Below are 25,323 nucleotides of genomic sequence, written 5' to 3'. Positions count from 1 at the left end.
CCACGGGCTCGGACAGGAGGGAGCGGCGATGACGACGGCCGACCGGACCGGACAGCGACGTCCCCCGGACGCGGTGCTCTTCGACCGCGACGACACGCTCATCGTCGACGTGCCCTACCTCGCCGACCCCGCGCTGGTGCGCCCGGTGCCGGGAGCGGCCGCGCAGCTCGAGCTGCTGCGGGCCGCCGGAATCCGGGTCGGCGTGGTCTCGAACCAGTCGGGGGTGGCGCGCGGGCTGATCTCCGCCGACCAGCTCGCCGCCGTCGTCGCCAGGGTGGACGAGCTGCTCGGCCCCTTCGACACCTGGCAGATCTGCCCGCACGGCCCGGCCGACGGCTGCGGCTGCCGCAAGCCGCGGCCGGGGATGATCCTGGCCGCCGCGGCCGCGCTCGGCACCGTTGCCGAGCGCTGCGTCGTGATCGGCGACATCGGCGCCGACGTGGACGCCGCGCTCGCCGCCGGAGCGCGGGCTGTCCTGGTGCCGACCGCCGTCACCAGGCCGGAGGAGATCGAGCGGGCCCGCGAGAAGGCCCGCGTGGCAACCGATATCACCGAAGCCGTTGCCGTCGCGCTCTCCGGCGCGCGGCCGGCCGACCGACCCGGAAGGGACGAGCCGTGACCGAACTCCGCACGGACACCGACACCGCCGCATCGAGCGCCGTCCTGCTGCGGCACTTCGACGCGCTCGGCGCGGCGCTGACCCGCAACGGCGGGCAGGCCGCGGACCGGCTCCGGCGCTGGGGCGAACAGCTCGCCGAGCTCTACGAGCGCGACGGCAGGCTGCTCGCCTGCGGCAACGGCGGCAGCGCCGCGGAGGCGCAGCATCTCACCGCGGAGCTGGTCGGGCGCTTCGAGGGCGAGCGGAGGCCGCTCTCGGCGCTGGCGCTGCACGCCGAGACCTCCAGCATCACCGCGATCGTGAACGACTACGGCATCGACGAGATGTTCGCCAGGCAGGTCCGCGCGCACGGCCGCCCCGGCGACGTCCTCGTCGTCCTCTCCACCAGCGGATCCAGCGCGAACGTGGTGGCGGCCGCCAAGGCGGCGAAGGAGGTCGGCATGCTCACCTGGGCGCTGACCGGCCCGGCGCCCAATCCGCTTGCCGCGCTCTGTGACGACGCGCTCGCGGTCGAGGCGGAGTCCACCTCCACGGTCCAGGAGATGCACCTGCTGCTCGTGCACTCGCTGTGCCGCGCACTGGATGCGGCGCTCGGGTGAGCGGCCCGGTGGTGGTGGTCGGGGACATCCTGCTCGACATCGATGTGGACGGCCGCGCCGAGCGGTGCTGCCCGGACGCGCCGGTTCCCGTGGTGGACATCGTCTCCCGCAGCTACCGCCCCGGCGGCGCCGGGCTCGCCGCGCTGCTCGCCGCCGGGGACGCGGGCGAGGTGCTGCTGCTCGGCGGCATCGGCGCCGACGAGGGCGGCGCCCGGCTGCTGGAGCTGCTCGACGGCGCGGTCCGGGTGCTCCCGCTGCCGCTGCGCGGTGGAACCCCCTGCAAGGAACGGGTGCGCGCCACCGGCCCGTGGGCAGGCGGCACCGGGCGCGGCGGGCCGGAGCCGGTGCCGATCACCCGCCTCGACCACGGCGACGGCCGGGTGCCCGGCTCGCCGCTCACCGCCGAGGCCCGCGCGGCGCTGCGCCGGGCCGGGGCGGTGCTGGTGGCGGATTACGGGCGCGGGGTCGCGGCGCACCCGGAGATCCGGTCGGTGCTCACCGAGCTGGCCGGGCGCGTCCCGATCGTGTGGGATCCGCACCCGCGCGGGCCCGCGCCGATTCCCGGGGTGACGCTGGCGACGCCCAATCGCGCGGAGGCGGCGGCGCGCACCGGCGAAGCCGAACCCGGCGGGATGGTGCGTGAGCTGCTGCGAATGTGGGCGGCGCGAGCCGTCGCGGTGACGCTCGGGCCGGAGGGGGCGCTGCTCGGCGATGCCGACGGGGTGCGGGCCGTCCCGCTGGCGGAGCCGGACCGCGCGGCGGCCGGCGCCGACACCTGCGGGGCCGGTGATCGGTTCGCCGCCGCCGCGACCACCGCGCTGGCCGGCGGGGCCGACCCCGCCGCGGCGGTGCGGGCGGCGGTGCGGGCGGCGGCGGAGTTCGTCGGCGCCGGGGCGGCCGCGGCCGTCGGGGTGACCGTCGATCCGGTGGCGGGCCGGGTGGCGGGCTGACGTGGGGACCGTGCTCGCGCTGCGCGCGCTCGGACTCGGCGATCTGCTCACCGCCGTTCCCGCGCTGAAGGGGTTGCGGGCGGCCTACCCCGGTGATCGGCTGGTGCTCGCCGCGCCTGCCTGGCTGCGGCCGCTCGCCGAGCTCACCGGCGGTGTGGACGAGGTGCACCCGACCACCGGGCTCGGCGCGCTGCGCTGGCCGGGGCCGCCCCCCGCGCTGGCCGTGAATCTGCACGGTAGCGGGCCGCGGAGCATCGATGACCTGCTCGCGCCTGCGCCGGAGAGGCTGGTGACGCACCGTCATCCGGATCGGCCCCGGATCGACGGCCCGGACTGGGATGCGGGCGAGCACGAGGTGCGGCGCTGGTGCCTGCTGCTCGAGCGGGCCGGAATCCCCTGCGATCCGAGCGCGCTCGCACTGGAATCGCCTGGAGCGTCCCCCGTGCCCGGCTGCGTCGTGGTGCACCCGGGCGGTAGCTCCGGGGCGCGCCGCTGGCCGCCCGCGCGGTTCGCCGCGGTCGTCCGCGCACTCTCCGCGCACGGTCTGCGGGTCGTGGTCACCGGCAGCGCCGCCGAGCGCGCGCTCGCCGAGGAGGTGGGCGCCGACCTCCCGCCGGACGCCGTCCGCGCGGGCCGCGACGATCTCGCCGGCCTGGCGGCCCTCGTCGCCGGCGCCGCCCTGGTCGTGACCAACGACACCGGCGTCGGCCACCTCGCCACCGCCTACGGCACCCGCTCGGTCCTGATCTTCGGCCCCAATCCCCCCGCCTGGTGGGGCCCGCCCCCCGACCGCCCGCAGCACACCGCGCTCTGGTCCGGCGAGATCGCCGACCCGCACGGCCCGGCCCCCACCCCGGGACTCCTGGCGATCACGATCGACGATGTGCTGACCGCCGCCCGTACCCACCTGACCGCCGCAACCCACTGAGCGGCTCACCCCTCGCCGGGCACACGCGAGAACGGGCGCCGGGTCCGACCCGGCGCCCGCTCGGCACGTTCAGCGCGACCTACTGCCCCTGCTGATACGCCTTCTGCTTCTGCTCGTCGAGATCGGCCTCCGCGCGCGACTTCTCGGCGGCGGCCTCCTTCTCGGCGGCTTCCCGCTGCGAGTCGGCCTTGTCCTGCTGGGCCCGTCCCTCGTCACGCAGGTCGTTGTGGCCGACGAGGGAGCCCGCGGCCTCCTTGACGGCACCCTTGGCGCCTTCGACGGCGCCCTCGATTCCCTCGCGGGGTCCACTCTTGTTTTCGGTCATGAAGCTCAACCTCCGACATATCGACTACTTCGCGGACATGAATCGCTTACCCGGGTGTGCCGAGCCGAATCAGGACGATTGGATTCGGCCGCATCGGCTATCTCGCGTCCATGACGTCCTTGTGGTTGCAGGAAACCCGCACGCCCGCCCGGCTCCGGCTGACCCCCGGGCTGCGCTTCGACACGGTGGTGGTCGGCGCCGGGCTCACCGGCCTGGTCACCGCGCTGGTGCTGGCCCGCTCCGGGGCGAGCGTCGCGGTGCTGGAGGCGGGCCGGGTGGGCGCGGGCACCACGGGCGGCACCACCGGCAAGGTGAGCCTGCTGCAGGGCACCCGGCTGCAGCAGATCGCGCGCAAGCACTCGCCGGAGACGGTGCGGCAGTACGTCGCCGCCAATTCCGCGGCGCTGGACTGGGTCACCGCGTACTCCGCGGGCGCCGGGGTCGGGATCGAGCACCGCGACGCGCACACCTACGCGCCGACCGCCGCCGAGGTCGACATGGTCACCGCCGAGCACACCATCGCAACGGCGGCGGGGCTGCCGACCGAGCTGGTCGACGACCCCGACGTCCCGTTCCCGGCGCGCGCCGCGGTCCGGCTGGCCGGGCAGGTGCAGCTCGACCCGATGGAGCTGCTCGCCGCGCTCGCGGTGGACGTGGAGGCGGCCGCCGCGCCGATCTTCGAGAACACCAGGGTGCGCGGGGTGCACCGGGCGGACGGCGAGACGGTGGTCGAGACCGAGCACGGCTCGGTGGTGGCGGGCACCGTGGTGCTGGCCACCGGCATCCCGATCCTGGATCGCGGCGGCTTCTTCGCCCGGCTCACCGCGCAGCGCTCCTACCTGGCGGCCTTCGCGGTGGACGGCCCGATCACCAGGGATATGTTCCTGAGCGCGGGTCAGCCGACCCGCTCGCTGCGGTACACGCCGAGCGCGCGCGGCGACCTGCTGCTGGTCGGCGGCAACGGCCACCCGGTCGGGCGGACCGGCTCCGAGCAGGCCGCTGTGGACGATCTGATCGACTGGACCAAGCGCTGGTACCCCGGCGCGGTGCCGCTGCACACCTGGTCGGCCCAGGACTACATGCCGGTCGGCGAGCTGCCCTACGCCGGGCCGCTGCTCCCCGGCGACAACCGCATCCTGACCGGCACCGGCTACGCCAAGTGGGGGCTGACCAACGGGGTCGCCGCCGCGCTGGCGATCGCGGGCCGGATCTCCGGCGGCCTGCCGGAATGGGCCGCGGCGCTGGACAGCTGGCGGCTCGACGAGGTGAAGGCGCTGCCCGCGGCGGCGAAGGCGAACGTCGAGGTCGGGGCGCAGCTGACCGCCGGGTGGCTGCGCACGCTGCGCGGCGGGTCGGAGCAGCCGGTCGCCGAGGGCGAGGGGCGGATCGAGCACCGGGGCGTGCGGCCGGCCGCGGTCTGCACCACCGGCGGTGCGACGCACCGGGTCTCGGCGGTCTGCCCGCACCTCTACGGGATCGTGCGCTGGAACGACGCCGAGAAGTCCTGGGACTGCCCGCTGCACGGTTCCCGCTTCGCCGCCGACGGAACCCTGCTCGAAGGGCCCGCCACCAGCGACCTGACCCCGCTCCCCACCCCCGCTCCCGCACCGGCGGAACACGTTTGACCACTCCCGGCCCGCGAACCGCCTGAACGCGGCGCGTGACCACTTCCGACCCGCGAACCGCGTAAGCGGCTTCGCGACCGCGACCACCGCTCGGGCCGCGGCGCGTGATTCAGCCCGCGACGGGTGCCAGGGCGACGGTGATGTTGTCGTTTCCGCCGCAGCGCAGCGCGAACTCGACGAGTTCGCGGGCCGCGTCGGCGGGCGCGGCGCCGGTGGCGGGCGCGGCCAGCGCCTCCGGTTCGGAGATGTAGTTCCAGAGCCCGTCACTGCAGAGCAGCAGCACCCCGGGCCCGCGGGTGCGGAGCGTGCGGACGCAGTCGTCGGCCCACGGCCTCGGCGAGGTGTCGGCGCCGAGCCAGCGCAGCAGGGTGTGCGCGCGCGGGTCGCGCATGGCGGCCTGCTCGTCCATGGCGCCCGCGTCGACCAGGGCCTGCGCCCAGGAGTCGTCGACGGTGAGCCGCTGCGAGGGCACCGCGTGCGCGGCGCCGCCGTCGGTGACGATGGTGAGCTCCGGCTGGGTGGCGACCGCGGCACTGTTCGGCGCGACCCCGGCGCGCAGCCAATACGCCCGGCTGTCACCGACATTGGCGACGGTGATCAGCACCGCGTCCGGCCCGTCGGCGTGCACGACCGCGGAGACGAAGGTGCAGGACGGCGCGTTCTCCACGTCGACGCCGACGGCGCGCACCGCGGCCGCGGCCGCCTCCAGCCCGGCGGGCACCGCCTCGGCGGCCGAGCCACCGGCCTCCAGCACCGCGACGGTGGCCTCCAGCCCGGCCCGCACCGCGGCGCCGGAGGCGGCCTGCGGGTCGTCGGAGCTGGAGACGCCGTCGCTCACCACGATCACGGTGGCGAGCGGGCGGCCGGTGGCCGGATCCTCCACCACCGCGGCGGAGACCGCGTCGTCGTTGCGCGCGTGCGTGATGCCGCGGTCGGTGATCACCGCGACGGCGCCGAGGTCGGCGGCGAACCGGTCGGCGTCGGAGCGCACCGGATTGCCGTCGGAATCCAGCTCTTCCACCGGCTCCGCCGGGGCGTTCTCCGGCGGCAGCGCGACCCTGCGGCGCGCGGGCGGGGCTGGTGGTGTGCCCGCGACATCCGCGGCTGCCTCAGCTGGCAGTGGACGAGGGTCCACACCGTCCTCCTTCGTCTCCCCGGCCGGTTGCTCGCGATAGTACGGCAGGAACCGGTCCGCGCCGCGCAGGGCGGCTTCCCGGCCGGGGTGACCCCGGCGGGTCAGCCCGCGACGGCGAGCCGCGGCGACGGCCGCTCCAGCCGCGCCCGGAACTCCTGCGGCGGGCAGCCCTTCCAGCGCCGGAAGGCGCGGATGAAGGAGGCGGCCTCGGAGTAGCCGAGCCGGGTGGCGAGGTGCTCGGTGGTCATCGGGGTGTGCGCGAGCAGCTCGTCGGCGACCACCTCGCGGACCTCGTCGAGCAGCGCCCGGAAGGAGGTGCCCTCCTCGTTCAGCCTGCGCGAGAGGGTGCGCGGGCTCATGAAGAGCGCGCCCGCCACCGCGGTCTGGTCCGGTAGCCGCGCCGGGTCGCGGATCAGCAGGTCGCGGACGGTGCCCGCGACGCCGGTGCGCACCCGGCGCCGGTTCAGCAGTTCGCGGCAGAGCTGCTCGCAGAGCCCGCGGGCCCAGTCGTGCGGGCGGGGCAGCGGCATGTCCAGGTGCGCGCGGTCGAAGACCAGCGAGTCGGCGCCTGCGCCGAAGACCGGCTCGACGCCGAAGGTGCGGCGGTAGCGGACGGTGTCGCGCGGGCCCGGGTGCCGGAAGGTCACCCGGCGGACCGGGATGACGTGGTCGAAGAGCGCCCGGCTCACCGCGGGCACCCCGGCCAGGTAGCGCTCGGCCAGGAAGGCGCGGACCACCGGCGAGGTGATCGACGGGTCGAAGACGATGCGCGCCTCGCGCTCGTCGGTCTCCAGGCTGAGCGCGGTGGAGCTGACCGTGCGGTCGAGGTACCTGGTCACCGCGACGATCTCGCGCAGCGAGCGGCTGCCGAGCAGGGCGAGCCCCCAGGGCCCGAAGAGCGGCACCCGGCGCCGCCGCGCCGCCTCGATGCCGAGCCCCGGCTCGCGGCCGAAGCGGGAGACGACGTTGGCGACGATCCGCAGTTCGTGCGCGACCGAGACCGGCGTCGCGGCTTCCAGCGCCGCGAGCGGGCGCAGGCCGGTGCCTTCCAGGGTCTCGGTCGCGGGCATACCGCGTTCCTCGGCCAACCGGATGAGCACCTGCACGCTGGTGGTGCCGCGGAAATTAACCGGTTCGAGCATAAGTCGCGTCCTCGATGATGCCGTGTGGTCGATGGGTTGGCGCAATGTATCAACGGCGGGAAGGGCCCCGATAGACGTCGGAGCCATGTCTGTGACAGGCCATAACCGCAGCGGATGCCGATAGGTACCCGGTCCCGGATTTCCGGGCGTTTCGGGTCCTATTCGCCCGATTCGGCCAGCCGCGCGGCCCGGGCCAGCAGGTATCGTTCACGGGGCAGGGTGCGGGCCAGCGCGGCCGCCCGGCGGAAGGCCGCGCGGGCCTCCGCGCGGCGGCCCAGCCGCTCGTAGAGATGGCCCAATACCGTGTCCGGGCGATGATCGCCGCGCAACCGCGGATCGGCCGCGCAGGCGAGCACCAGCGGGAGCGCCGCCGCGGGGCCGCGCGCCATGGCGACGGCGACGGCGTGGTTCAGCGCGGTGACCGGATTGTCCGCCCTGGCGCGCAGCTCGCGGTAGAGCAGCTCGATCTGCGGCCAGTCGGTGGCGGCGTCGCTCGGCGCCTCGTCGTGCAGCGCCGCGATGGCGGCCTGCAGCTGGTAGGGGCCGGGGACGCCGGTCGGCAGCGCGGCGGTGATCAGCGCGGTGCCCTCGGCGATGGCGGCGGCGTCCCAGCGGGTGCGGTCCTGCTCGGCCATCGGCACCGGCTCGCCGCCGGGGCCGGTGCGGGCGGCGCGCCTGGCGTCGGTGAGCAGCATGAGCGCGAGCACCCCGGTGACCTCGGCCTCGTCCGGCAGCAGGCGGTGCAGCAGCCGGGCCAGCCGGATCGCCTCGGCGCTCAGCTCGGCGCGGTGCAGCGCGGGGCCCGCGGTGGCGGCGTACCCCTCGGTGAAGATCAGGTAGAGCACGTGCAGCACCGCCGCGAGCCGCTCCGGCTGCTCGGCCGGGGTGAGCGGGGCGAGGCCGATCCCGGCGATCTTTCGCTTGGCCCTGGTGATGCGCTTGCCCATGGTCGCCTCGGCGACCAGGAAGGCGCGGGCGATCTCGGCGGTGGTGAGGCCGCCGACGGCGCGCAGGGTGAGCGCGATCCGGTCGGCCGGGGTGAGCGCCGGGTGGCAGCAGAGGAAGAGCAGCTCGATGGTGTCGTCGGTGTCGCGCACCGCCTGCGCGGCCGCGGCCCCGGTCCGGAGCGAGAGCAGCTCCTCGCGCCGCGCCCTGGCGGAGTCGCTGCGCATGGCGTCGATGAGTTTGCGCGCGGCGACCGCGACGAGCCAGGCGCGCGGGTCGTCCGGCACCCCGGACTCCGGCCAGGCGACGACGGCGGCGAGCAGCGCCTCCTGCACCGCGTCCTCGGCGGCGTCGAAGTGGCCGTAGCGGCGGACCAGGGCGGTGAGGACCTGCGGCGCGCATCGGCGCAGCAGGTCACCCACCGGTTCCGGAACGGACATCAGCCGAGGTCGGCGTGGTCTTCCGCGATCGGCCTGACATCGGCGTAGGCGCGGGCCCGCGCTGCCTCGGGCGCGGGGCAGTCGTTCAGCTCGGCGGCGATGGCGGTGGCGCGGTCGAAGCTCGCGCACTCGACGATCCAGTACCCGGCCAGCACCTCCTCGGTCTCCGCGTACGGGCCGTCGGTGACCACCGGGCTCGGCCCGGCCGCGACCCGCCTGGTGCGGGCCGGGTCGAGCAGGCCGCGGGTCTCCACCAGCTCGCCGGATGCGGCCAGCTTCTCGTTGAAGGCGCCCATGAACTGGGCCATGTTCGCGAAATCCTCCGGTGACCACTCGGGCGCGGCGCCGTCGCTCCTGCCGACCATCTCGTCGTAGTCGCGCTGCGAGGCGTAGCTCAGGATCATGTACTTCACGGCGTTCTCCTCGATCGTGCGGCGCCCCGGTGGTGCCGCCTCGTCAGGGACGTCGGAGCCGATCCCCGCACACGGACAACCCTGGCAGAATTTTCCGCACCCGGCGCGGAGCCGCGGCCGGGTGTCGGCGGCGCGGGCGTGCGGACGCCGCCCGGGGCCTCCATGCCGGGTTTCGGCCGCGGTCCCGGCACCGGTCGGCGGTCAGCGCAGGGTGCGGATCCAGCGGCGGGTGTCGGCGGGGTCGATGACGTCGTCCAGTTCCAAGACGGTGGCCGCGGTGAGCGCCTTGCCGTGCTCGTAGGCGGCGGCGACCAGGTTCTCGTACGCCTGGCGGCGCTGCTCGGGGTCCGCGAGCGCGGCCAGCTCCTTGGCGAAGCCGAGGCGGACCGCGCCCTCCAGCCCCATGCCGCCGATCTCGCCGGTCGGCCAGGCGATCACGAACCGCGGCGAGCGGAACGACCCCGCCGCCATCGCCTGCGCCCCCAGCCCGTACCCCTTGCGCACGATGACGGTGCCGAACGGGACGGTGAGCGCGGCGGCGTCGACGAACAGCCTGCTGAACCGGGTGACGGTCGCCTGCTTCTCCGCCTCCGGCCCGACCATGAAGCCGGGCGTGTCGCAGAGCGAGACGATCGGCAGCCGGTGCGCCTGGCACAGCCGCAGGAACATCGAGAGCTTGTCCGCCTCCGGCGCGTCGATGGCGCCGCCGAGGTGCGTGCAGTCGTTGGCGATCACACCGAAGGGGACGCCATCGAACCGGGCGAGCGCGGTGACCACGCCGGGCGCCCAGTCCCGGCGCAGCTCAAGCACCGAGCCGACATCGGCCACCGAATCCAGTGCCGCGCGGATGTCGAAGGCGCGCAGCCGGTTCTCCGGCACCACGTGCCGGGCGAGCCGCGGGTCCGGCGCCGCCCACTCGGCGTCGGCGCCCTGGAAGTAGGCCAGGTAGCGCCGCGCCAGCCGCACCGCGCCGGCCTCGTCGGTGGCGACCAGGTGCACCACCCCGTTGCGGCGCTGCACCGAGACCGGCCCGATCTCCTCCGGGGTGAACACCCCGAGCCCGCCGCCCTCGATCATGGCCGGGCCGCCCATGCCGATATTGGCGTCCGGGGTCGCGATCACCACGTCGCACATGCCGAGCAGCGCGGCGTTGCCCGCGAAGCAGCGGCCGGAGACGATGCCGACCAGCGGCACCTTCCCGGAGAGCGCGCCCATGGCGTGGAAGGTGGTGACGTCGAGGCCGGAGATGCCGCCGTGGTCGGTGTCGCCCGGCCTGCCGCCGCCGCCCTCGGTGAAGAAGACCACCGGCAGGTTCCGCTCGGCGGCCAGGTGCAGCATGCGGTCGGTCTTGGCGTGGTTGCGCATGCCCTGGGTGCCCGCGAGCACGGTGTAGTCGTAGGAGAGCACCACCGCCGCGGTGCGCTCGGCGCCGTAGCGGTCGGCGTTGACGGTGGCGAGGCCGGCGATCAGGCCGTCGGCCGGGGTGTTCGCGATGAGCTCATCGGCGCTGCGGCGGAGGCGCTGGGCGGCGACGGCGAGGGCGCCGTACTCGACGAAGCTGTCCGGGTCGACCAGGTCGGCGAGGTTCTCGCGGGCGGTGCGGCGGTTCAGCCCGCGGCGCTTGGCGACGGCGTCCGGGCGGGCGGCGTCGGTGGTGCGGTGCTGTCTGGCCCGGACATCGGCGAGGTCGGGGCGGATGGTGTCGAGGTCGAGTTCGGCGGTCTCGGTGTGGTGGTCGACGGTGGACTCGGGGGCCCAGGTGAGCAGCGGGGTTCCCCGGTCGACCACCGCGCCCGGCGCGGTGCGCAGCTCGGTGATCCGCACGGCGGTCTCGGCGCGCAGGACGTGCTGCATCTTCATCGCCTCGAGCACCGCGAGCTCGCCGCCGGGCGGGACGATGGTGCCAGGATCGGGGAGGGAGACGACGGTGCCGCCCATCGGGGAACGGAGGGTCGGGGTGTCGTCGCCGGGTGCCGTCCCCGGCGCGTCCGGCCCTTCCCCGCGCGCGGTCGAGCCGCCCGCACCGCCGTCGCACGCGGCGCCGTCGCACGCGGCGCCGCTGATCGCGGCCACCGCACCGGAGGTTCCGGCGTTGCCGGACGCCGCGGCCGTGCGCGATTGCTCGCGCTCCCCCGCTTCGGCGAGCAGCGCGGCGAGATTCCGCTCGAACCACCCGGTGTCCACCGGCTCGACCCCGGCGAGCCGGGCGAGGACGGCGCCCAGCAGCGCGAGGTTCGTCTCCGGCCCGGCGATCACCGTCTCGCCGAGCGCGTCGGCGCAGCGCCGCAGTGCCGCGTCCCTGGTCGCCCCGCGCGCGATCACCTTCGCGAGCAGGGGGTCGAAGGTGGCCGCCACCCGCTGCCCCGGCCCGGCGGCGGTATCCACCCTGACCCCGGCGCCGGTCGGCGGCGCGAACTGCTCCAGCACCCCGGTTCCGGGCAGCACCGCCCCGGCCGCGGTGATCCACTCCGCGTTGACCCGCGCCTGCACCGCGAACCCGCGCCCCCGCTCCGGCAACTCCAGCTTGTCCAGCTCCGCCCCGAGCGCCAGGTCGAACTGCACCCCGACCAGGTCCACCCCGAACACCTCCTCGGTGACGGTGTGCTCCACCTGCAGCCGCGGATTCACCTCGAGGAAGTAGTACTCCGCCCCCGCCACCAGGAACTCGACGGTGAGCACACCCCGGCACCCCGCCGCCACCCGCACCGCGGCGGCGTGCAGCCGGGCCCGCAGCCCGTCGGGCAGTACGGCGGGCGCCATCTCGACCAGCTTCTGCCGCTGCCGCTGCACCGAACAGTCCCGCTCCCCCAGCGCGACGGCCCGCGCACCGTCGCCGACCACCTGCACCTCGATGTGCCGCACCGCGCTCAGCAGCGCCTCCGCGTAGAGCGTGCCGTCGCCGAACCCCGCCGCCGCCTCGGCCGCGCACCGCGCGTACGCCTCGGCGATCTCGTCGGCCGCGCGCACCACCCGCATCCCGCGGCCGCCACCCCCGGCGACCGCCTTGAGCATCACGCCATCGGGGTGCCCCGCCAGGAACCGTGCCACCGCATCTACGTCGGCCCCGGCCTCGGTGGCGGGCACCACCGGAACCCCGGCCGCCGCGGCGGCAGCACGCGCCGCGGGCTTGGCCCCGAAGGTGCGCAGCGCGGCGGGCGCCGGGCCGACGAAGGTCAGCCCCGCCGCCGCGCAGGAGGCCGCGAATTCGGCGTTCTCACTGAGGAATCCGTACCCCGGGTGCACCAGCGCCCCCGGCCCCGCGGTAGCCGCGGCCGCGGTCACCGCGGCGATGTCCAGGTACCCGGCGGCCCCGCTCCCCGGCAGCTCGACCGCACGGTCCGCCAGCCGCACCGGCAGCCCGCCGCGCTCCGCCGCGGTGTGCAGCACCACGGTCTCGTAGCCCCGGTCCCGCGCGGTCCGCAGGATCCGGACCGCGATTTCGCCCCTGTTCGCCACCACCACGCGCATGCGGACAGTGTGTAACGGGAGACGCGGGCACCCGCACCGACCCCTCGTCGGCGCGGGCCCGGCTCAGCTCACCGGCGCCTTCGCGCGGCGCACCGACTGCACCCGGCTGAACTCCAGCACCCCGTCGTCCACCGGCCCGGTGCGCAGGAACGCCCGATCCCGGAAGTAGTCGTTGATCACCTTCCACGGCCCCCGCGTGCCCTGCCGCGGCATCACCGCGTCGCCGCGCGCGATGTAGCCGGAGGTCAGCGCGGCGCCCATGATCGAGTGCGGCGAGCGGTCGCCCGCGCGCGCCACCGGGACCACGGTCCGGTAGCCGTGCTCGTCCATGTGGCCGAGCACGCGGCAGAAGTACTCGGCGGCCAGGTCGGCCTTGAGCGTCCAGGAGGCGTTGGTGTAGCCGAGCACCATGAGGAAGTTCGGCACCCCGTCCAGCATGGCGCCCTTGTAGACCACGCGGTCGCGCACCACCACCGGCTCGCCGTCCACCTCGAGCGCGGCGCCGCCGAGCATCTGCACGGTGAGCCCGGTCGCGGTGACCACGATGTCGGCCGCGAGCTCCGCGCCGGAGGCGAGCCGGATCCCGGTCGGGGTGAAGGTCTCGATCCGGTCGGTGACGATCTCGGCTTCGCCGCTGCGCAGCACGCGGAACAGGTCGCCGTTCGGGACCACGCAGAGCCGCTGGTCCCACGGGTCGTAGTTCGGCGTGAAGTGCCGCATGTCCAGGTCCTTGCCTACCTGCGCGCGCACCGCCGTGAGCAGCAGTTTCTTCGCCAGCGCCGGGCTGCGGCGGGAGAGCTGGTAGCTCGCGCGCTGCAGCGCGATATTGCGGGCCCGCCCGGCCCGGTAGGCGATCCGATCCGGCACCCTGGCCTTCTTCAGCGCGACCGCGACCGGGTCGTCGGCGGGCAGCGCGGTGATGTAGGTGGGCGAGCGCTGCAGCATGGTCACCCGGGCGCCGCGCGCGGCCAGCGCGGGCACCAGCGTGATGGCGGTGGCGCCGCTGCCGATCACCACCACCCGCTTGCCCGCCACGTCGAGGTCGTCGGGCCAGTGCTGCGGGTGCACGAAGCGGCCGGTGAACTGCTCCTCGCCGGGGAGGTGCGGGCGGAAGCCGCGGTCGTAGTCGTAGTAGCCGGTGGCTCCTGCCAGGAAGTTCGCGGTGACGACCTCGACCGCGCCGGTCGCCTCGTCCACCGCCTCGACCGTCCAGCGCGCCTCCGCGCTCGACCAGCGCGCCGCCACCACCTTGCGGCCGAACCGGATGTGCTCGGTGATGCCGTGCTCGCGCGCGGTGTCGGAGATGTAGCTGCGGATGTTCGGGCCGTCGGCCAGCACCTTGGTGCCGTTCCAGGGGCGGAAGCCGTAGCCGAAGGTGTACATGTCCGAGTCCGAGCGGATGCCCGGGTACCGGAAGAGGTCCCAGGTGCCGCCGATGGCGGCGCGCCGCTCCAGGATCAGGAAGCTGCGGCCGGCGCCCTCGCGCACCAGGTGGCTCGCCACCCCGATGCCGGAGAGCCCGGCGCCGACGATCAGGACATCGACGTGTCGCGTCATGCGTTCCGCTCCATCCGCCCCGAACTCCCTCGGCCGGGTGCTGGTGACCGAGGGTACGTGTTATTCAGAGTTACGTCTAGCTCGGTTTCGAAAAAACCCCGCTGAGCGCAACCCGTGCGCCCGCGCCGCGCCCCCGGCGAGACTGCAACCCATGAGCCTGTCCTTCCACTGGTTCCTGCCGACCTACGGCGACTCCCGCGGCCTCGTCGCGGGCGGCCACGGCACCTTCATGTCCGGTGACCGGCCCGCCAGCCTGCGCTACCTCAACCAGATCGGCGCCGCCGCCGAGGACAACGGCTTCGAGGCGGTGCTCACCCCCACCGGCGCCTGGTGCGAGGACGCCTGGCTCACCACCGCCATGCTGGTCGAGACCACCCGCACGCTGAAGTTCCTGGTCGCCTTCCGCCCCGGGCTGGTCAGCCCGACGCTGGCCGCGCAGATGTCGGCCACCTTCCAGCGGCACTCCGAGGGGCGGCTGCTGCTCAACGTCGTCACCGGCGGTGAGCAGCACGAGCAGCGCGCCTACGGCGACTTCCTGGACAAGGAGCAGCGCTACGCCCGCACCGGCGAGTTCCTGCACATCGTGCGCTCGCTCTGGACCGGCACCGAGCCGCTCACCTTCACCGGCGAACACCTCCGCGTCGAGGGCGCCCTGCTCGCCAACCGCCCCGACCCCCTCCCACCCGTCTTCTTCGGCGGCTCCTCCCAGCCCGCGGGGCCGATCGCCGCCCGCTACTCCGACACCTACTTGACCTGGGGTGAGCCACCGGCCGCGGTCGCCGCCAAGCTCGACTGGATCCGCGGGCTCGCCGCCGCCGAGAACCGGGTCCTCGACTTCGGGTTGCGCATCCACGTCATCAGCCGGGACACCGCCGAAGCCGCCTGGGCCGAAGCCGATCGGCTGCTCGCCGGGATCGATCCCGCCGATATCGAGCGGGTGCAGGCGAACCTGCGCCGCAGCGAGTCCGAGGGGCAGCGGCGGATGCTCGAGCTGCACGGCGGCAGCAGTGACCGGCTGGAGATCGCGCCCAACCTCTGGGCCGGCGTCGGACTGGTCCGCGGCGGCGCCGGGACCGCCCTCGTCGGCTCGCACGAGGAGGTCGCCGAGCGGCTCGCGGAGTACGCCGCGCTCGGCATCGACCACTTCATCCTCTCCGGGTATCCGCACCTCGAGGAGGCGTACTGGTTCGGCGAGGGGGTGCTGCCGGTGCTCGAGCGAAAAGGGTTGTGGCGGCATCCGAATCGGCCGGTCGGGGTGGCCGGGGGGACGCCGTTCGCCGGCGCGGCGAGCAGCTGACCCACGCGCGGACCACAACCCCGAGTTCGCCGGGTTCAGGTAGTTCGTTCCGTGCGGGACGAGAGCGGGTAGCGGATGCGTTCGGGGAGCACGCGATCGAGTCCGTCGGTGACGGCGACGACGGTGGCGAAGCGGGCGGCGCGGGGGTAGCCCCAGGTGCGGCCGAGGCGCCCTCGTCGAGTGCGGCCTGTTCGCCGTCGAGGCCGCTGAAGCGGCGGGCCGCGGCGGCGGTGGAGGTGATGCGGCCCGGCATACCGGGCTGCGCCGCCCCGCGCTCCCCGGGCGGTTTGATAGACATCACGAGCCTCACTATCGCTACATCGGGCACCCGCCGGAGCGTTCCGGCGGCGGCGCGAAGGAATCGAGGGCGTACCGCCGGTGCACGGCGACGAGCTTCTCGTACTGCAACCGGTTGTAGGCGAGCGGGACCAGCTTGGAGCGGTCGGGCAGGAGGCGCCACGCGGTGCGCAGCACCCAGCGGTAGAGCGCGAACTCCCGGTCGTGGGTCGGCAGCAGCTCGAAGCCGACCATGCGCCGCACCTCGGGGTGCATGACCTGCGCCGAGCACACCTGGATCACGTGCCCGACCAGCGGCCGGGCCAGCAGCCAGAGCGGGGTGAGCGCGGCGCGCGCGGCGGGCGAGATCCCGAGCGTCGGCAGCGGCAGCCTGGTCAGCCCGGCGAACTGCCGCACCAGGAACGGGCTGGCCGCCAGCTCGTGCTCGACCATGTGCTCGTAGTACTGCTCGGCCGAGGCCAGGTCGGGCGGCAGCTTGCCGCCGGCCGCGGCCAGCTCCAGCCCGCGGAAACTCTCCCGCACGAGCTGGTAGGCGGCCTCCTGCTCCGCGGGCCGCAGCACGTGCCCGGTGCACGGGGTGAAGGTGTTGAGCGAGAGGAACATTCCGCTGATCCCGACCCAGATCCAGGTCTGCGGGTTGAGCGCGCTGTACCGGGTGTCGGCGTAGTCGCCCTGGCCCCGGCCGCGCACGTCGCGGTGCCGCTCCTTGAGCCAGTCCGCCTCGGCCTGCCGGTCGACCGGGTCGCCCCAGAAGGAGAGCAGCGCCGAGAGGCCGCTGCGCATCCCGCGATCGAGGAAGTTCTCGGCGAACCGGCCGGTGCGGTCGACCGCGGCGGCGACCGGCACCAGCGCCACCTGGTCGAATGCGGCGCCGCCGAAGACGCCGGAGAGCACGCTGCCGGTGTGCTTGCGGAACTCGGCCAGCATCTCCGGGCGGACCAGGGGCGCCGATGGCGCGCTCCCGCCGCCCCGGACAACGGGCACCGTTGCGTTCGTCGTCATGGAATCCCCCGTCGGCGATCCTGGGCCGCGTACGGCACCGTGTGATAGTTCAACGCCTTCAGACTATCACTGTGAGAAGCTGGTGGGCAGACCGTCTCATCGTGGTCGCGCCGCCGGAGCCTGCCCGGCCGGTAGGCTTCCGGCGATGAAGGCCAGCCCGGAGGTCCCGGTCACCGACGAGGACGAGGCGGCGCTCGCCGCCGTGGCCCGCTCCTGGGCCGCGCTCTCCGCGCTGGACCCGAAGTCGCGGCGCATCGTGGACGCCGCGCGCGACTGCTTCGCCGAGGTCGGCTTCGAGGAGACGACGATGGTGCGGATCGCCGAGGGCGCCGGGGTCGGCGTCGCCACCGTCTACCGGCGCTTCGGCACGAAGTCCGCGCTGGTCAGGTACGCGCTGATGGCGGAGTCGCAGCGGGTCGGGGTGATCGTGGTGCAGGCGCTGCGGGATTCCGCGGGCCCGGTGAGCGGGCTGGCCGAGATCTTCGCCGCCTACGTCACCGAGGCGACGGCGCCCCGGCTGCTCACCCGCAGCCTGCGGGTTTCCTCGGCGGCGGGTGAGCTCGCCGACTTCCTCACCGGCGACGAGTTCATCGAGCAGGGGCGGGTGCTGTTCGCGCAGTACATCGAGTATTGGCAGGAGCGCGGCGAGCTGGGCCGGTTCGACGCGCACGTGGTGGCCGAGCTCTTCGTCCGGCTCACCATGTCGATCATCTCCAACCCGCACGGGGTGCTCCCGCTCTCCGACGCGGACGCGGCGCGGGAGTTCGCCCGGCGGTATCTCGCGCCGCTGCTCTTCCCGCACCCCGGCGCCGGCTAGACCTGCTTCGGCCGCACCTTGTAGGCGGCCGACTTCAGCTCGCGCACCTTCATCTTCTGGATCGCCCGGTGGTGTTGGCGCGCGTGGTAGGCGATCGGGAAGTAGGTGAGCCGCTCGGGCAGCACCCGGTAGGCGAGGCGGATCACCGCGTAGATCCGCTCCAGCGTGCGCTGCTCCTCGTCGCTCCAGGTCAGCCCCATCATGTCGCGCAGCCGGGGGTCGAGCAGCCCGGCCAGCGACAGGTAGTTGAAGCGCAGCATCGGGCTGAGCGCGGCCCTGGCGACCCGGTTCAGCGGGAAGGGCAGCCTGCGCAGCTGCTCCAGATCGCCGGTGCGGAGCTCGGCGTATTCGCGGCGCTGCAGGTCGGTGGCGTTCAGCACCTCGGTGACCATGTGCTCGTAGTAGGTGTCGAACTCGGCGCGGGTCTGCGGGTAGCCCTTCATCGGCACCTGCAGGATGCGCGCGATCTTGATGTTGTCGGCGAGCAGCCCGTCCAGTTCGTCGGCGGTGAAGTGCCTGCCGAGCAGCAGCGGGCCCGCCTTCGCCGTCGTGGCGTAGGCGGTCGCGATGACCCACTGGTACGCACCGGGATTCAGCGCGCTGATCTGCTTGCCCTCGGCGTTGCGCATGCGCAGCGGTTCGTGCAGGGAGCGCAGCCGCCTGCCCTCGGCGATGGCCTCCTGGCCGCCGTAGGTCCAGCGCAGCACCGAGTCGACCGAGCGGATCGCGCGGCCCATCGGGTCGGTGCGGGCGACCGAGTACCTGTCGGTGACGTCGCGGATGACGGGGTGCAGCCCCTGCATGGCGAAGGCGGCGGCCTCCATCATGAGGTAGGTCCAGTGGCCGACCATCTCCGCGGTCAGCGAGTCCGGGGAGATCAGTTCGATCTCGTCGTCGTCGTGGATCGGGGTCACCGAGGCGACGGGGCTCTGCTGGGGACCGGCTGTGGTCATGGTCGTTCTCCTACTTTCCACGGGGTAGTGCGGGGGTGACGCCGCCGACGTCGGTGATGGTCCAGTTCGCGTCGCGGTCGAGGGTGATGGTGTAGGCGGCGGTGGCTGTGACGCCGTCGGGGGTTTGGCGGCTCTTCGAGGTCATGTCCACGAAGACCTGGACCGTGTAGAGGTTCTGCTCTCTGCCGCTCACCTTGGCTGCCAGGACTTTCGCGGTGGAGGTGTACTCCATCTGGGTGAGCCAGGGGCCGACGACGTCCACTGCCGCCGAGAGTTTCGGGGCGAGGTCCTGGCTGACCTCCTTCTGCAGTTGGGTGCGCCAGCTCTCGATGTCGGTGGGGTGGACCTCGGAGACGTTCAGGGCGTAGCGGGACGCGGCCTGTTCCGCTTCGGAGTCCGTCGCGAGGGTGGCTCGCAGATCTGCCAGTTCTCGCGCGGATTCGTCTGTTGCCCAGAGGGTTCCGAAGGCAATCGCCGCCGCGGTGGCGATGGCCGTCAGCACTGTGCTCAGCGGGACTCGTCGACGCGGGGTCGCTGCCGACTCGGCGCTGATGTCGCCTGGCGCTGCCGCGCCGCTCGACGTGGTTGTGCGTGTGTCGGACGCACCGGACTCCCCACGCTTCGTGTCTGCGTCGCGCGGGTCGGCTCGGGCCGGGTCGGGGGGGTCGGGGCTCATCTGGGTCCTTCGGGAGCGGGCTGGGTGAGGGTGATGCGGAGGCGGTCACCGGGGAGGGAGGTGAGGGCCTGGTCGAGGAGGGTCGCCATGTCGACGGCGCCGAGGGCGGGGCCGATGGCGGTGGTGACGGGGCGCAGGGCGACGCCGAGCGCGCCGAGCTCGGGGGCGAAGCGGCGCAGGAAGTCGACGAGCTGCGCCTCCTCGGCGCGCCAGGAGCCGAGCACCTCCTCCCCCCGGAGCAGCACCGATCCCTCGAACAGGTACTCGTAGGAGACGCCGAGCGTCGCCCCGAACCGGTCGAGCTGCGGCGGCGCCGCGGTGAGCACCGGCTTGACCCAGCCGAGCTCGGGCACGAGCCGCATGACGTCGCGCAGCACGATCTCCAGCGATGCCTGGTGCCTGGCCAGCGTCCCCGCCAGCAGGTCGGCGGCGCGGGCCAGCGCGGGCGTCACCGCGCCCGCGCCGTCGACCGCGACGGCGAAGGTCTCGACCAGCCTGCGCACCGCGGCCGAGTCGACCTGGTCGAGCAGGGTGGAGGTGCCCGCGAGCAGCTCCGGTACCGCGGTCGGCGTCTCGACGGCGCCGGTGAGCCGCGCGCCGTCGGCGAGGTAGCGGCCGGTGTCGGCGCCGGGCAGGAAGGCGAAGACCGGTTCGCCGAGCGCGGAGAGGTTCTCGACGGCGAGCGCGCTGTCGGCGGGAATCCGGTACCCGGCGTCGTACTCGATCCCCACCCGGACCCCGTCGCGCACGCTCTCCACGAACCGCACGGCCCCGATGTCGACCCCGCGGTACACCACCTCCGACCCGGTGCGCAGCCCGGCGGCGTGCGCCATCCGCACCTCGGCGCGGTGCCGCGGCACGGTCGGGTCGTGGCCGAGCACGCCGACGGCGAGGTAGCCGCCGCCGAGCGTGGTCACCACGGTCAGCACGAGCCCGGAGAGCCAGGCGGGGATGCGGGTCACGGCGCGGCTCCGATCAGCCGGAGCAGCACCGCGGCGTCGAGCTCGGGGTTGCCCTCGATACGAAGGGTGCGGACGTCGATCGCGGGGTCGGTCAGGAACGGAATCACCCTGCCGGACAGCAGCTCGGGGAGCAGCGCCCCGCTGCCCGCCCAGACCCGCGGGTCGGCGGAGGGTTCGCGGAGCAGCCCCGCGGTCTGCTCCAGGGCGACGTTGAGGTTCGGCAGCCGGGGAATGGTCCAGTCCAGGCCGGTGGTGAGGGTGTTGACGTCGATGACGACGTTGAGCACCGCGGTCATGAACTCGGGCACCCGGCCGAGCCTGCGCTTCGCGGTCTCGGAGAACAGGAACCCGATCTCGTCGCGCATGTCGTGCAGCCGCCGGGTGGTGGCGTCGGCGGCGGCGAGCATGCGCTCCAGGTCGGGGAGGTGGTCGGCGGTGGTGCCGAGGTCGGCCGCGAGCAGCCCGCCGAGTTCGCCGGTCTCGGCCGGGTCGGCGGGCAGCGCGGCGTTGAGCTGGTCGATCGCGTCCTGCATGCGGGTGAGGCTGCCGCCGTTGACGAACACGGCCATCCGGTCCAGGATCTGCTCCAGCTGGGGGCCGGGATCGGTGTCGCGGAGCGGGATCGTGTCGCCGTCGCGCAGAGGCTCGGCCCCGCCGTCGACGGGTGGGAGCAGTGCCAGGTAGATGTCGCCGAGCACGGTGGTCTGGCGCAGTTCGGCGCGGGTGCCGCGGGGGAAGCGGGCGTCCGCGCGCACCTCGATGCGGGCGATCGCCGCGTGCGGGGCGAGTTCGATCCCGCGCAGCGTGCCGACCTCGGCGCCGTCGCTGCGCACCACCGCCCCCGCGGGCAGGCTGAGCAGCGACTCGAACTCCAGGTTCAGCCGGTAGCTCGGCCCGTCGACGCCGGTCCCCGGCAGCGCGTGGTCCGACGGGTCGAACCCGCACCCCGCGAGCAGCGCCACGATCACCGCGACCAGCACACCGATCGTGCGTGGGAACCCCCGCGAGCGGTGCCCATCGGGCGAGCCGCCGCCGCGGTTCCGGTGCGCCGCGATCCCCGCCCGCCGCAGCGACATCCCGGAACCCGTGCCGGTCATCGCGCACCCCCCACCGCGGCGAGTACCGCCTGCGGCAGCGGCATGCGCGCCGCCGCCGCGGAGAGCGCCGTGCACTCCGGCACCCCGGCACAGAGCCGCGCCGGATCACCGGCGACCACGACCCCCGGCCCCCGATACCCGACCTCGACCCCGGCCACCCCGACCATGGCGCGCAGCATCGCCAGCACTCCCGGCACGGTGTCCAGCACATCCCGCGACTCCTCGGCCCGCACCCGAGCCAGCGTCACCGCCGGAATCGACGATTCGAGCAGCTCCATCAGGTACGGGAAGTGCTGGTTGAACAGCCGATCCATCGGCTCGACGGCGAGCGCAAGCTTCCCCACCATCGTCTTGACGATCACCAAACTGCTCTCCAGCAGCTCCAGCCCGGGCCCGAAGGTGGTGAGCGTGGTGGTGATGTCGCCCCACTCCCTGGTCAGGAAGGTGGTCAGCTCGGCGGAGTTGTCCAGCACAGCGCCGAGTTCGCCCATGAACACCTCCGGCGACGAGGTGAGCTCGGCCAGCGCCCGCAACTGGTCGCGCAGCTGCGGCCCGAGCCCGCCGAGCTCCCGGTCCGCCCCGGCCAGCACCGCCTGCAGCGGCGGCACCCCGTCCGGCCCCGGCCTGGTCATCTCGTCGAGCAGCCCGGTGAACGAGCGCAGCGCGGCCGAGACGCTCAGCGGAGTCTCGGTGCGCTCCTTCGCGATACAGCGCTGCTCCGGCAGCAGCGCCCCGCCCGCGTAGTCGGCGTTCGCCAGCTCGACCCGCCGGTCGGTGAGCAGCGAGGCGTTCACCACGACGGCCCGCACCTCGGCGGGGAGCCTCCGTTCCGCGATCCGCATCCGCACCCGGACCCGGTCGCCCGCGGGCTCCAGCGCCGCCACCGACCCCACCGGGACCCCGCGGATGGTCACCGCCGCGCCCTCGTACAGCCCGTAGGTGGTGTCGAACTCGGCGCACACCGCCCTGGTCGCGCCGCCGCCCCAGCCGGCGCCGAGCGCGGCGCCGGTCGCGGCCACCGCGGCGACCAGCACGACCCCGAGTCCCGTCCGCACGCCCATGTCAGCACCCCGCTCCCGGCACCGGCAGGCACACGTCCGGCCGCTGGACGGTGAGCCCGCTCTGGTCGATGAGCGCGGTCCCCTCCGGCCCGGCCACCGCGGCGAGCTGCCGCAGCGTACCGGTGAGCGCGTCGATCATGCGGTCGGTGTCGGCGAGCAGCTGCCCGCTCAGGTCGCGGCTCTGCTCGAGCGGGAAGAACAGCGGCTCCAGCTTTTCGGCGTAGGGCCCGCTGAGGAAGTCGAAGAGCAGCCCGACCACGGCGGTCACCTTGTCGGCGAAGATCTCCACCTCGGCGCGGGCCGCCACGATCTGCGGGCCGAGAATCGCGTAGGCGCGGATCACCTCGGTGGCCAGCTGCTCGTTGTCGTGCACGGTGGCCAGGTACTCGTTGGAGAGCGCGAGCAGCTCCTGCACCTGGGTCCGCTGCTCGGCGAGCGCCCCGACCACCGTGCCGAGCGCGGTGACGGACTCGCGCACCGCGCCGGGCGCCCCGGTGAGCGCGGCCGCCGACCCCTCCAGGGTGGCCCGCAGCGCGGCGGTGTCGGCCCGGCCGGTGACCCGGGCCGTCTCCGGCAGCAGGTCGTTCACCACGAACGGCAGCCGCGCCCGCTCGGCCGGGATGGCGCCGCGCAGCACCCCGTCGCCCGCGGGCAGCAGGGCAAGGTAGAGCCCGCCGACGGGGGTCAGCATGCGCACGTCGACCGCGGTGGCGTCGCCGAGCCGCTGCCCCGCGTCGACCTCGAAGGCGACGTCCACGTGCGCGTCGGCCAGCCGCACCGCGAGCACCCGGCCCACCGGGATCCCCGCGATCCGCACCCCGTCGCCGGGTTTCAGCCCGCCGCTCTCCGGCAGCGAGAGGTGCTGCACGACCGCGCCGGGCGGGTGCAGGTACAGCACCCCGACGGTCCCGAAGCCGATGGTCAGCGCGACGACCCCGAGCAGCGCCCAGACCAGCTGGGCGCGCGGCGTCGCCTGTTCGGCGCCGAATGTCATGGCGCTCCTCCCTCGCGGACGGTCATCGCGGTGCCCCCGCGCAGACGGTGAGGGCCCGGCCGTGCAGCAGCACGGTCGCGTCGACCGGCACCGGGAAGGCGCCGTGCGCGCACCCCCGGCCCGGCTCCTCGGCCGGGATGAGCGCGTTCAGCGACTCCAGCAGCCCGGGCAGCAGCCACAGCGAGCGCACCGCGGCGGTGCTGTCCGGGATGGCGAGCCGCATCCGCTCGGTGAGCGAGTCGGAGGAGTCGCGGGCGCCGAGCAGCAGCAGCGCGAGCGCGTCGGCGGTGCGTACCACCTCGCTCATCTCCACCGAGCCCTTGTCCATCAGGGTGAGGAACTCCGCCATCCGGCTGGAGACCGGCATGAAGATGGAGTGGAAGACCCGCAGGATGTTCTCCAGGTTCGCCGAGCGCCCGCGCAGCCGCTGGCCGAGCTGGTCGAGGTCGGCGACGATGGTGCTGATCACGGCGGTGCGGTCGGCGGCGTAGGAGGCCAGCGCGGCGACGTCGCGGAGCAGCGGCGCGGGGTCGTCGCCGGTGCCGTCGATCAGGGCGACGACGTTGCTGAGGAATCGGTTGTAGACCTCGGGGTCGGCCTCGTTCAGCAGCGGGCGCAGGCCGTTGAAGACGGTGGTGATGTCGAAGGAGTCGACGGTGTTGCGCACCGGTTCGGCGGGGTCGAGCTCGGGGGCGTCGGCGCCGCGGGTGATCGCGAGGTAGCGCTGCCCGGTGAGGTTCTGGAAGCGGATGGCGAGCACGTCGGTGCCGCGCAGCGGGTACTCGGTGCGCAGCGTGAAGCGCACCCGCGCGGTGTGCTCCGGGGTCAGCGCGACCTCGGTGATCTTGCCGACCTGGACGCCGCGCAGCCGCACGTCGGCGTTCGCGCGCAGCCCGAAGACGTCACCGAACTCGGCCACGTAGGCGCGGGTCGCCCCGCCGACCGGGCGCTCGATGGCCTGCACCACCAGGGTGACGATGCCGAGCACCACGAGCAGGAGCAGCGAGAGGCGCACGGCGGCGCCGCGGGGCGTCTTCATCGCGGCCCCCCGATGACGATCTCGGTCTGAAGGGTGACCTGCCCGTCCCGGTTCGGCAGCGCGCCGTCCAGCCCGGCCAGCAGCGCCCGCACGTGCCAGGGGGTGACGCCGCGCATGGACTGGTTCAGCGGGATCACCATGTCCAGCAGCATGTCCACCGCGTGCGCCATCGGCCCGAGCGAGCCGACCAGCTCGCCGGCGAAGGCGAAGACCAGGTTGGAGACCTCGGAGATGGTGGCCGATGCCTGTTTCGTCGCGGCGTCGTCGTCCAGCTCCTCGACCGAGGCGAGCGCGGTGAGGATGCCGAGCGCGGAGGGGGCGAACGCCGCGACCCCCTCGGTGACGTCGGCGGTGGTGCTCAGCACCTGCCCGAGCGGCACCCCCTGGACCCGTTGCCGGCTGCGGGCGAGCAGCAGCGCCGAGGTGAGCAGCGGCGCGCCCGCCTCGGTGAGCCCGGCCGCGTTCTCCAGCGAGACCGCGAGCCGATCGGTGAGGATGTCGGCGACGGCCCGGTTGGAGTCGCGCAGGATCCGGGTGACGGTGAAGTTCTCGACCCGCTCGGCGGGCTCGAGCACCGCACCGGCGGCGAGCGGCTCCCCGCCCGGCATCGGGGTGAGTTCCAGTGCGGTGGAGCCGAAGACCGTGGCCGAGACGAAGCGCGGCCGGGTGGTCGTGCTCAGCTCGGGCAGCCGGGCCGCGTCCACCCCGACGGTCAGCCGGTGCCGCTGCACCCCCACCGGCCGCACCTCGACCACCTCCCCGATCGCCATGCCGCGCAGCCGGATCGGGGTGCCCGCCCCCGCGCCGTCGCCGAGCCCGGAGACCACCAGGTCGAACTCGACCCGCCCGTCCCGCCCCGGCTCCAGCGTGCGCCACACCGCGCCGCTCAGCAGCACCAGCGCGACCAGCAGCACCAGCCCGCGCAGCCGCAGCCCGGCGCGGTCCGGGCCGCGCACCGAGAAACTTCGTGCCCGGCTCATCG

23 protein-coding genes are annotated in these 25,323 nt (G+C 74.3%); 7 read left to right on the top strand and 16 right to left on the bottom strand.

All coding sequences use genetic code 11. From position 1 onward, the window contains the following. The first annotated feature begins 28 nt into the window (after window positions 1–28). Genes LTT61_RS28040 through LTT61_RS28025 form a run of 4 tightly spaced genes read left to right on the top strand, consistent with a single transcriptional unit; the run spans window position 29 to window position 3,096 of the window. A complete protein-coding gene (locus tag LTT61_RS28040) occupies window positions 29–619 on the top strand; it encodes a D-glycero-alpha-D-manno-heptose-1,7-bisphosphate 7-phosphatase (RefSeq protein WP_233017004.1) in 591 nt (196 codons plus the stop codon). A gap of 44 nt (window positions 620–663) precedes the next feature. Further along, the gene (locus LTT61_RS28035) at window positions 664–1,218 is read left to right on the top strand and encodes a D-sedoheptulose-7-phosphate isomerase (RefSeq protein ID WP_420094837.1); all 555 of its coding nucleotides are present in this window, start codon (window positions 664–666) and stop codon (window positions 1,216–1,218) included. Next, entirely contained in the window at window positions 1,215–2,168 is a 954-nt protein-coding gene (locus LTT61_RS28030) for a PfkB family carbohydrate kinase (protein ID WP_233017002.1), read from the top strand. Before LTT61_RS28035 ends, LTT61_RS28030 begins: the two co-directional genes overlap by 4 nt. A gap of 1 nt (window position 2,169) precedes the next feature. After that, complete coding sequence (locus tag LTT61_RS28025; protein WP_233017001.1) at window positions 2,170–3,096, top strand: glycosyltransferase family 9 protein; 927 nt, start codon at window positions 2,170–2,172, stop codon at window positions 3,094–3,096. A 79-nt stretch (window positions 3,097–3,175) separates the two neighbouring features. Here LTT61_RS28025 and LTT61_RS28020 read toward each other — a convergent pair whose 3' ends face one another. Continuing rightward, window positions 3,176–3,421, bottom strand: coding sequence for a CsbD family protein (locus LTT61_RS28020; RefSeq protein ID WP_233017000.1), 246 nt, complete (start codon window positions 3,419–3,421; stop codon window positions 3,176–3,178). A 110-nt stretch (window positions 3,422–3,531) separates the two neighbouring features. On the opposite strand from LTT61_RS28020, the gene LTT61_RS28015 reads away from it, so the two are divergent. Further along, window positions 3,532–5,046, top strand: coding sequence for an FAD-dependent oxidoreductase (locus tag LTT61_RS28015; RefSeq protein ID WP_233016999.1), 1,515 nt, complete (start codon window positions 3,532–3,534; stop codon window positions 5,044–5,046). Between the two features lie 109 nt (window positions 5,047–5,155). Here LTT61_RS28015 and LTT61_RS28010 read toward each other — a convergent pair whose 3' ends face one another. From LTT61_RS28010 to LTT61_RS27985, 6 genes are all read right to left on the bottom strand, one after another. Beyond that, on the bottom strand, window positions 5,156–6,181 hold the full coding sequence (locus tag LTT61_RS28010) for a PP2C family protein-serine/threonine phosphatase (RefSeq protein ID WP_233016998.1): 1,026 nt from the start codon (window positions 6,179–6,181) through the stop codon (window positions 5,156–5,158). Between the two features lie 101 nt (window positions 6,182–6,282). Beyond that, a complete protein-coding gene (locus LTT61_RS28005; RefSeq protein ID WP_233016997.1) occupies window positions 6,283–7,323 on the bottom strand; it encodes an AraC family transcriptional regulator in 1,041 nt (346 codons plus the stop codon). Window positions 7,324–7,481: 158 nt separating this feature from the next. Further along, on the bottom strand, window positions 7,482–8,708 hold the full coding sequence (locus LTT61_RS28000) for an RNA polymerase sigma factor (RefSeq protein WP_233016996.1): 1,227 nt from the start codon (window positions 8,706–8,708) through the stop codon (window positions 7,482–7,484). Continuing rightward, a complete protein-coding gene (locus tag LTT61_RS27995) occupies window positions 8,708–9,112 on the bottom strand; it encodes a YciI family protein (RefSeq protein WP_233021236.1) in 405 nt (134 codons plus the stop codon). Before LTT61_RS27995 ends, LTT61_RS28000 begins: the two co-directional genes overlap by 1 nt. A 210-nt stretch (window positions 9,113–9,322) precedes the next feature. After that, complete coding sequence (locus tag LTT61_RS27990; RefSeq protein WP_233016995.1) at window positions 9,323–12,589, bottom strand: acetyl-CoA carboxylase family protein; 3,267 nt, start codon at window positions 12,587–12,589, stop codon at window positions 9,323–9,325. A 63-nt stretch (window positions 12,590–12,652) separates the two neighbouring features. Then, the gene (locus LTT61_RS27985) at window positions 12,653–14,146 is read right to left on the bottom strand and encodes a flavin-containing monooxygenase (protein ID WP_233016994.1); all 1,494 of its coding nucleotides are present in this window, start codon (window positions 14,144–14,146) and stop codon (window positions 12,653–12,655) included. A 151-nt stretch (window positions 14,147–14,297) separates the two neighbouring features. Here LTT61_RS27985 and LTT61_RS27980 point away from each other — a divergent pair, with 151 nt between their 5' ends. Then, the gene (locus tag LTT61_RS27980) at window positions 14,298–15,443 is read left to right on the top strand and encodes an LLM class flavin-dependent oxidoreductase (RefSeq protein WP_233016993.1); all 1,146 of its coding nucleotides are present in this window, start codon (window positions 14,298–14,300) and stop codon (window positions 15,441–15,443) included. A gap of 315 nt (window positions 15,444–15,758) precedes the next feature. Here LTT61_RS27980 and LTT61_RS27975 read toward each other — a convergent pair whose 3' ends face one another. Continuing rightward, window positions 15,759–16,742 (bottom strand): oxygenase MpaB family protein, encoded by a 984-nt coding sequence (locus tag LTT61_RS27975; RefSeq protein WP_233016992.1) that lies wholly within the window; start codon window positions 16,740–16,742, stop codon window positions 15,759–15,761. 145 nt (window positions 16,743–16,887) lie between these two features. Here LTT61_RS27975 and LTT61_RS27970 point away from each other — a divergent pair, with 145 nt between their 5' ends. Next, the gene (locus LTT61_RS27970) at window positions 16,888–17,559 is read left to right on the top strand and encodes a TetR/AcrR family transcriptional regulator (RefSeq protein ID WP_233016991.1); all 672 of its coding nucleotides are present in this window, start codon (window positions 16,888–16,890) and stop codon (window positions 17,557–17,559) included. Here the strand turns inward: LTT61_RS27970 and LTT61_RS27965 are convergent. The 8 genes from LTT61_RS27965 to LTT61_RS27930 all read right to left on the bottom strand — a co-directional run bounded on the left by LTT61_RS27965 (window position 17,556) and on the right by LTT61_RS27930 (window position 25,321). Further along, window positions 17,556–18,512, bottom strand: a complete 957-nt coding sequence (locus tag LTT61_RS27965; RefSeq protein WP_233016990.1) for an oxygenase MpaB family protein — start codon at window positions 18,510–18,512, stop codon at window positions 17,556–17,558. The two genes, LTT61_RS27970 and LTT61_RS27965, sit on opposite strands and share 4 nt — an antisense overlap. Before the next feature lie 10 nt (window positions 18,513–18,522). Beyond that, window positions 18,523–19,014, bottom strand: a complete 492-nt coding sequence (locus LTT61_RS27960; protein WP_233016989.1) for a hypothetical protein — start codon at window positions 19,012–19,014, stop codon at window positions 18,523–18,525. Window positions 19,015–19,184: 170 nt separating this feature from the next. Next, window positions 19,185–20,150 carry an MlaD family protein gene (locus LTT61_RS27955; protein WP_233016988.1) on the bottom strand — a complete coding sequence of 322 codons (966 nt, stop codon included), beginning with the start codon at window positions 20,148–20,150 and terminating at the stop codon, window positions 19,185–19,187. Beyond that, window positions 20,147–21,247 carry an MlaD family protein gene (locus LTT61_RS27950; protein ID WP_233016987.1) on the bottom strand — a complete coding sequence of 367 codons (1,101 nt, stop codon included), beginning with the start codon at window positions 21,245–21,247 and terminating at the stop codon, window positions 20,147–20,149. Before LTT61_RS27950 ends, LTT61_RS27955 begins: the two co-directional genes overlap by 4 nt. Further along, a complete protein-coding gene (locus LTT61_RS27945; RefSeq protein WP_233016986.1) occupies window positions 21,244–22,308 on the bottom strand; it encodes an MlaD family protein in 1,065 nt (354 codons plus the stop codon). Before LTT61_RS27945 ends, LTT61_RS27950 begins: the two co-directional genes overlap by 4 nt. A 1-nt stretch (window position 22,309) precedes the next feature. Further along, complete coding sequence (locus LTT61_RS27940; protein ID WP_233016985.1) at window positions 22,310–23,302, bottom strand: MlaD family protein; 993 nt, start codon at window positions 23,300–23,302, stop codon at window positions 22,310–22,312. Window positions 23,303–23,324: 22 nt separating this feature from the next. Continuing rightward, on the bottom strand, window positions 23,325–24,341 hold the full coding sequence (locus LTT61_RS27935) for an MlaD family protein (protein WP_233016984.1): 1,017 nt from the start codon (window positions 24,339–24,341) through the stop codon (window positions 23,325–23,327). Next, a complete protein-coding gene (locus tag LTT61_RS27930) occupies window positions 24,338–25,321 on the bottom strand; it encodes an Mce family protein (RefSeq protein ID WP_233016983.1) in 984 nt (327 codons plus the stop codon). The genes LTT61_RS27935 and LTT61_RS27930 overlap by 4 nt, the downstream gene beginning before the upstream one ends. Window positions 25,322–25,323: the final 2 nt, after the last annotated feature.

Source organism: Nocardia asteroides, assembly GCF_021183625.1.
In the GTDB taxonomy this organism is placed as follows: Bacteria; Actinomycetota; Actinomycetes; order Mycobacteriales; family Mycobacteriaceae; genus Nocardia; species Nocardia asteroides_A.
The sequence above is the reverse complement of the archived record's forward strand: the minus strand, read 5'-3'. Positions and strand labels throughout refer to the sequence as shown.

Coding starts and splice junctions, on each gene's coding strand:
- LTT61_RS28040 (WP_233017004.1), top strand. CDS start 29: ATGACGACGGCCGACCGGACCGGACAGCGACGTCCCCCGGACGCGGTG.
- LTT61_RS28020 (WP_233017000.1), bottom strand. CDS start 3,421: ATGACCGAAAACAAGAGTGGACCCCGCGAGGGAATCGAGGGCGCCGTC.
- LTT61_RS28015 (WP_233016999.1), top strand. CDS start 3,532: ATGACGTCCTTGTGGTTGCAGGAAACCCGCACGCCCGCCCGGCTCCGG.
- LTT61_RS28005 (WP_233016997.1), bottom strand. CDS start 7,323: ATGCTCGAACCGGTTAATTTCCGCGGCACCACCAGCGTGCAGGTGCTC.
- LTT61_RS28000 (WP_233016996.1), bottom strand. CDS start 8,708: ATGTCCGTTCCGGAACCGGTGGGTGACCTGCTGCGCCGATGCGCGCCG.
- LTT61_RS27995 (WP_233021236.1), bottom strand. CDS start 9,112: ATGATCCTGAGCTACGCCTCGCAGCGCGACTACGACGAGATGGTCGGC.
- LTT61_RS27990 (WP_233016995.1), bottom strand. CDS start 12,589: ATGCGCGTGGTGGTGGCGAACAGGGGCGAAATCGCGGTCCGGATCCTG.
- LTT61_RS27985 (WP_233016994.1), bottom strand. CDS start 14,146: ATGACGCGACACGTCGATGTCCTGATCGTCGGCGCCGGGCTCTCCGGC.
- LTT61_RS27980 (WP_233016993.1), top strand. CDS start 14,298: ATGAGCCTGTCCTTCCACTGGTTCCTGCCGACCTACGGCGACTCCCGC.
- LTT61_RS27975 (WP_233016992.1), bottom strand. CDS start 16,742: ATGACGACGAACGCAACGGTGCCCGTTGTCCGGGGCGGCGGGAGCGCG.
- LTT61_RS27970 (WP_233016991.1), top strand. CDS start 16,888: ATGAAGGCCAGCCCGGAGGTCCCGGTCACCGACGAGGACGAGGCGGCG.
- LTT61_RS27965 (WP_233016990.1), bottom strand. CDS start 18,512: ATGACCACAGCCGGTCCCCAGCAGAGCCCCGTCGCCTCGGTGACCCCG.
- LTT61_RS27950 (WP_233016987.1), bottom strand. CDS start 21,247: ATGACCGGCACGGGTTCCGGGATGTCGCTGCGGCGGGCGGGGATCGCG.
- LTT61_RS27945 (WP_233016986.1), bottom strand. CDS start 22,308: ATGGGCGTGCGGACGGGACTCGGGGTCGTGCTGGTCGCCGCGGTGGCC.
- LTT61_RS27940 (WP_233016985.1), bottom strand. CDS start 23,302: ATGACATTCGGCGCCGAACAGGCGACGCCGCGCGCCCAGCTGGTCTGG.
- LTT61_RS27935 (WP_233016984.1), bottom strand. CDS start 24,341: ATGAAGACGCCCCGCGGCGCCGCCGTGCGCCTCTCGCTGCTCCTGCTC.
- LTT61_RS27930 (WP_233016983.1), bottom strand. CDS start 25,321: ATGAGCCGGGCACGAAGTTTCTCGGTGCGCGGCCCGGACCGCGCCGGG.